We start from the raw sequence: 6,124 nt of genomic DNA on the forward strand, positions 1-6,124 counted from the left end.
GAATACCTATCGAGGCCTGTGATATGGGCATGACTGTGGAAGCAGATGCCGATCTGTGTGCTGGGATACGGAAAGGCCCCGGTCGAGGCTGTTCGTCTCGCCGGGGCCTGTCGCGTGCATGTGGATGCCGCATATATGGTAAAGCCCGCCGTGTGGGTGGGCTGTGGAAGTCGCCGGATATGGGAAAGCCCACCGTGTGGTGGGCTTTCGTGTGAAGTGTGGGTGCGGCGGCGTGCTACTCTCCCACACCCTGTCGGGTGCAGTACCATCGCCGTGCCAGGTCTTAGCTTCCGGGTTCGGAATGGGACCGGGCGTCTCCCCTGGGCTGTGACCGCCGCAAGACTGTATTGTGTTATTCATGGTCGACCCCCGGGTGGGGGTTGGTGGGTGGTTCGGGGACCGGATGGTGGACGCGGGCGCAGGTGTTCGTATGGAAGGAACGGGTGTTCGTTGCGGTTTCGTGTTGATGCTTGTATCGTGTGACTCCCTGTATCGGTTGTTCCGGTGCGTGCGTGTGCGCGCGACGTGTCCGGTGGGGGTCGTCTTCGACCGTTAGTGCCGGTCGGCTCCACCCCTTGCGGGGCTTCCACGTCCGGTCTATCGACCACATGGTCTCATGTGGGGTCTGCCGCACCCTCGAAGGGGTGCAAGGAATCCTTATCTTGGAGCGGGCTTCCCGCTTAGATGCTTTCAGCGGTTATCCCTCCCGAACGTAGCCAACCGGCCGTGCCGCTGGCGCGACAACCGGCATACCAGAGGTTCGTCCACCCAGGTCCTCTCGTACTATGGGCAGGCCTCCTCAGGATTCCAACGAGCGCAGAGGATAGAGACCAAACTGTCTCACGACGTTCTGAACCCAGCTCGCGTGCCGCTTTAATCGGCGAACAGCCGAACCCTTGGGACCTGCTCCAGCCCCAGGATGCGACGAGCCGACATCGAGGTGCCAAACCATCCCGTCGATATGGACTCTTGGGAATGATCAGCCTGTTATCCCCGGGGTACCTTTTATCCGTTGAGCGATGCCGCGTCCGTACGCCGGCACCGGATCACTATCTCCGACTTTCGTCCCTGCTCGATCCGTCGATCTCGCAGTCAAGCCCGCTTGTGCGATTACACTCGACACCCGATTGCCAACCGGGCCGAGCGGACCTTTGAGCGCCTCCGTTACTCTTTGGGAGGCAACCGCCCCAGTTAAACTACCCGCCAGGCACTCTCCCCGACAAGGCTGACTTGTCCGGGTTAGGCATCAGATGGGGACAGAGCGGTATTTCACTGGCCGACTCCACACACACTGGCGTGCATGCCTCGCAGTCTCCCGCCTATGCTACACAATCCGCACCTGATGCCAATACCAAGGTATAGTAAAGGTCCCGGGGTCTTTTCGTCCTTCTGCGCTTAACGAGCATCTTTACTCGTACTGCAATTTCGCCGAGCTCCTGGTCGAGACAGCGGGGAAGTCGTTACGCCATTCGTGCAGGTCGGAACTTACCCGACAAGGAATTTCGCTACCTTAGGATGGTTATAGTTACCACCGCCGTTTACCGGGGCTTGAATTCACCACTTCACGCACAAGGCGCTGATGGATCCTCTTAACCTTCCGGCACCGGGCAGGCGTCAGTGCATATACGGCGACTTGCGTCTTGGCATGCACCTGTGTTTTTGGTAAACAGTCGCTACCCCCTGGCTTGTGCCACCCCCCACCGCTCGAGGCCGCCAGGGCCGTCACCGCGGGGGGTCTCCCTTATGCCGAAGGCACGGGAGCGGTTTGCCGAGTTCCTTGACCAGGATTCGCTCGCTCGCTTCGGTATACTCTACCTGACCACCTGTGTCGGTTTGGGGTACGAGCGGCCGAAGACCTCACGCCGAAGCTTTTCTCGGCCGACGGGATCACCGGATATCGGGCCATGAAGGCCCCCATCATCACGCCTCGCCCCATGAAGCCCCCGGATTTGCCTGGGGGCGGGGCCGCACGCTTGACCAGGGAAAACCACCTCCCCGGCCGGCTACCCGTCCGCGTCACTCCATGCGCTCGACCCCAGACAAGCCACCCGGGACCAGCCAATCGGCACCATCCCCGAAAGGAGGGCGCCTCATGGTGAAACCGGATATTTCGTAAGGGGCCGTTGATCGGTCATACGGCCGGTACGGGAATATCAACCCGTTCATCCATTCGACTACGCCTGTCGGCCTCGCCTTAGGACCCGACTCACCCAGGGACGACGAACGTGGCCCTGGAACCCTTGGTCATCCAGCGGCAGGGATCCTCACCCTGCTCTCGCTACTCATGTCTGCATTCTCACTCCCATGAAGTCCACGACACGCTTGCACGGCCGCTTCGACCCTCATGGGACGCTCTCCTACCACGCCAACCAAACGTTGGCGTCCGCGTCTTCGGTGGCGTGCTTGAGCCCCGCTACATTGTCGGCGCGGAACCACTAGACCAGTGAGCTGTTACGCACTCTTTCAAGGATGGCTGCTTCTGAGCCAACCTCCTGGCTGTCTATGCGACTCCACATCCTTTCCCACTTAGCACGCGCTTGGGGACCTTAGACGACGGTCTGGGCTGTCTCCCTCTCGACGACGGAGCTTATCCCCCGCCGACTCACCGCCGGCATACACGCGACAGGTATTCGGAGTTTGGTTGCTGTTGGTACCCGGTACGGGCCCGCAAGCATCCAGTAGCTCTACCCCCTGCGCGCAATCAACCGACGCTGCACCTAAATGCATTTCGGAGAGAACCAGCTATCACGGAATTTGATTGGCCTTTCACCCCTAACCCCAGGTCATCCCCTCAGTTTTCAACCTAAGTGGGTGCGGTCCTCCACGCGGTCTTACCCACGCTTCAACCTGCCCAGGGCTAGATCATCCCGCTTCGGGTCCAGGACACGCGACTGAAAAACGCCTTTTAAGACTCGCTTTCGCTACGCATACGCCACACGGCTTATGCTCGCCACATGCCACTGACTCGCAGACTCATTTTTCGATAGGCACGCCGTCACCCGGGAAAACCCAGGCTCCGACGGTTCGTAGGCGCACGGTTTCAGGAACTCTTTCACTCCCCTCCCGGGGTGCTTTTCACCTTTCCCTCACGGTACTCGTCCACTATCGGTCAGACAGCTATACTCAGGCTTACCCAACGGTCTGGGCGGATTCACACGGGATTCCACGAGGCCCGCGCTACTCGGGAGACGCGATCGCCAGACCATGCGCGTTCGGCTACGGGGCCATCACCCTCTACGGCCCGGTATCCAACCCGGTTCGCCTCACACACGGTATTTGTCACTGACGCCCGGCACGTCGGCACCGGGACACACGCTCCCACGACACCGAAGCCGCAACCCCCGACGGGTATCACACGACCACGGTTTAGCCATCATCCGCTTTCGCTCGCCACTACTCACGGAGTATCCTCTCCTGCAGGTACTGAGATGTTTCACTTCCCTGCGTACCCCCCGCACACAATGCGGTGCCAGCCCATGACGGCTGGCGGGTTGCCCCATTCGGAAACCCTCGGATCAAAGCCATGTCGGCGGCTCCCCGAGGACTATCGCGGCCCCACGCGTCCTTCATCGGTACTGTCTGCCAAGGCATCCACCACTGCGCCCTTCACGACAACCAACCCACCAACCCAAAAAGGGCCAAAGGGACAGGCGCCGCGAACACACAACGAAAAACACAAAATGTGTCCAACTGGAACACTCGACTATCAGATCATCACACACATCAACCACACCCCAACAGGGGCATGGCCGACACGAAACAAACGAACGAACACACACACCCCCACACAGCGGGGATGCATCCAGGCCACACCAACCAAACCCAACGGATCAGGCCGATGCGCCTCGGTTCATTCACAGTACGAACACCAACCACACCCCAAAAGGGCATGGCCGCTGCTCGCGTCCACTCTCCAGTTCTCAAACCACCACCACACCACAAGCCCCGCACGACACCAACAGACACCGCACACGACCCATGGGCGCGGAACCACACACCCCACCAAAAGGAGGGCGTGGCGGTCCGGGAACCCAACAGCACGCACCATACCACCCCCACCCAAACGGGCGGGATCCACGATCTCTTCCACACCAGCAGGGACGACCCCCACCCACAAGGGCGGGCAACAAGCCATCCCACAAACAGGCACCCAACACGGGCGCCCCACAAAACTCCGTAGAAAGGAGGTGATCCAGCCGCACCTTCCGGTACGGCTACCTTGTTACGACTTAGTCCCAATCACGAGCCTCACCTTAGACGGCTCCCCCCGCGAAAAGCGGTTGGGCCACCGGCTTCGGGTGCTGCCCACTTTCATGACTTGACGGGCGGTGTGTACAAGGCCCGGGAACGCATTCACCGCGGCGTTGCTGATCCGCGATTACTAGCGACTCCGCCTTCACGCAGTCGAGTTGCAGACTGCGATCCGAACTGAGACCGGTTTTCAGCGATCCGCCCCATGTCACCATGTCGCATCGCGTTGTACCGGCCATTGTAGCATGCGTGAAGCCCTGGACGTAAGGGGCATGATGATCTGACGTCATCCCCACCTTCCTCCGAGTTGACCCCGGCGGTCCCGCATGAGTTCCCACCATGACGTGCTGGCAACATGCGGCGAGGGTTGCGCTCGTTGCGGGACTTAACCCAACATCTCACGACACGAGCTGACGACGACCATGCACCACCTGTGAACCCGCCCCGAAGGGAAGCGACGTTTCCGCCGCCGACAGGCACATGTCAAGCCCAGGTAAGGTTCTTCGCGTTGCATCGAATTAATCCGCATGCTCCGCCGCTTGTGCGGGCCCCCGTCAATTTCTTTGAGTTTTAGCCTTGCGGCCGTACTCCCCAGGCGGGATGCTTAACGCGTTAGCTCCGACACGGAACCCGTGGAAAGGGCCCCACATCCAGCATCCACCGTTTACGGCGTGGACTACCAGGGTATCTAATCCTGTTCGCTCCCCACGCTTTCGCTCCTCAGCGTCAGTAACGGCCCAGAGACCTGCCTTCGCCATTGGTGTTCTTCCCGATATCTACACATTCCACCGTTACACCGGGAATTCCAGTCTCCCCTACCGCACTCAAGCCCGCCCGTACCCGGCGCGGATCCACCGTTAAGCGATGGACTTTCACACCGGACGCGACGAACCGCCTACGAGCCCTTTACGCCCAATAAATCCGGATAACGCTTGCACCCTACGTATTACCGCGGCTGCTGGCACGTAGTTAGCCGGTGCTTATTCGAACAATCCACTCAACAGACCCGAAAGCCTGCCTTGCCCTTGAACAAAAGCGGTTTACAACCCGAAGGCCTCCATCCCGCACGCGGCGTCGCTGCATCAGGCTTGCGCCCATTGTGCAATATTCCCCACTGCTGCCTCCCGTAGGAGTCTGGGCCGTATCTCAGTCCCAATGTGGCCGGTCACCCTCTCAGGCCGGCTACCCGTCAACGCCTTGGTGGGCCGTCACCCCGCCAACAAGCTGATAGGACGCGACCCCATCCCATGCCGCAAAAGCCTTTCCCACACCCCCATGCAGGGGCGCGGAGCATCCGGCATTACCACCCGTTTCCAGGAGCTATTCCGGTGCATGGGGCAGGTTGGTCACGCATTACTCACCCGTTCGCCACTCTCACCCCGGCAGCAAGCTGCCAGGGATCCCGTTCGACTTGCATGTGTTAAGCACGCCGCCAGCGTTCATCCTGAGCCAGAATCGAACCCTCCACAAAAAACATTCATGGAGACATCCAACAGATGACTCACAAAAGAAAAAGACGGACCATCCAATAAGGAAGGACGGTCACACAAAAACCCCGACACCCATCAAACCCCCTCGGGTACCACACGGGCGGGCATCGGACTGGCAATCAAAGACCACCACACAACCAACACGAAGTCAGTCGCATGATGAAGTAGTACAGTACACACTATTGAGTTCTCAAACCACCACACACAGCCAACGACCCTCCGAACCCAGTCCAGAAGCTCACCAACCGGCAGCAAGATGAATAACTTACACCACCCCAAACCAAAACACAAACCCACCCCCACCACAACACCCCCAAAACCCCTGCAAACACACACAACCACCGGCGTGTCGCAAACCACCCAAAACCACCCAACCAACCCCC

General features: G+C 59.9%; 3 rRNA genes. All 3 read right to left on the reverse strand.

The window, feature by feature from the left end:
• Nucleotides 1-222 precede the first annotated feature (222 nt).
• The 3 genes from rrf to CGZ88_RS08785 all read right to left on the reverse strand — a co-directional run bounded on the left by rrf (nt 223) and on the right by CGZ88_RS08785 (nt 5,722).
• A 5S ribosomal RNA gene (gene rrf / locus CGZ88_RS08775) occupies nt 223-339 on the reverse strand.
• 194 nt (nt 340-533) lie between these two features.
• A 23S ribosomal RNA gene (locus CGZ88_RS08780) occupies nt 534-3,619 on the reverse strand.
• A 561-nt stretch (nt 3,620-4,180) separates the two neighbouring features.
• A 16S ribosomal RNA gene (locus CGZ88_RS08785) occupies nt 4,181-5,722 on the reverse strand.
• Together the 16S, 23S and 5S rRNA genes form the textbook arrangement of a ribosomal RNA operon.
• Nucleotides 5,723-6,124 lie beyond the last annotated feature (402 nt).

Source organism: Bifidobacterium anseris, assembly GCF_002860345.1.
In the GTDB taxonomy this organism is placed as follows: Bacteria; Actinomycetota; Actinomycetes; order Actinomycetales; family Bifidobacteriaceae; genus Bifidobacterium; species Bifidobacterium anseris.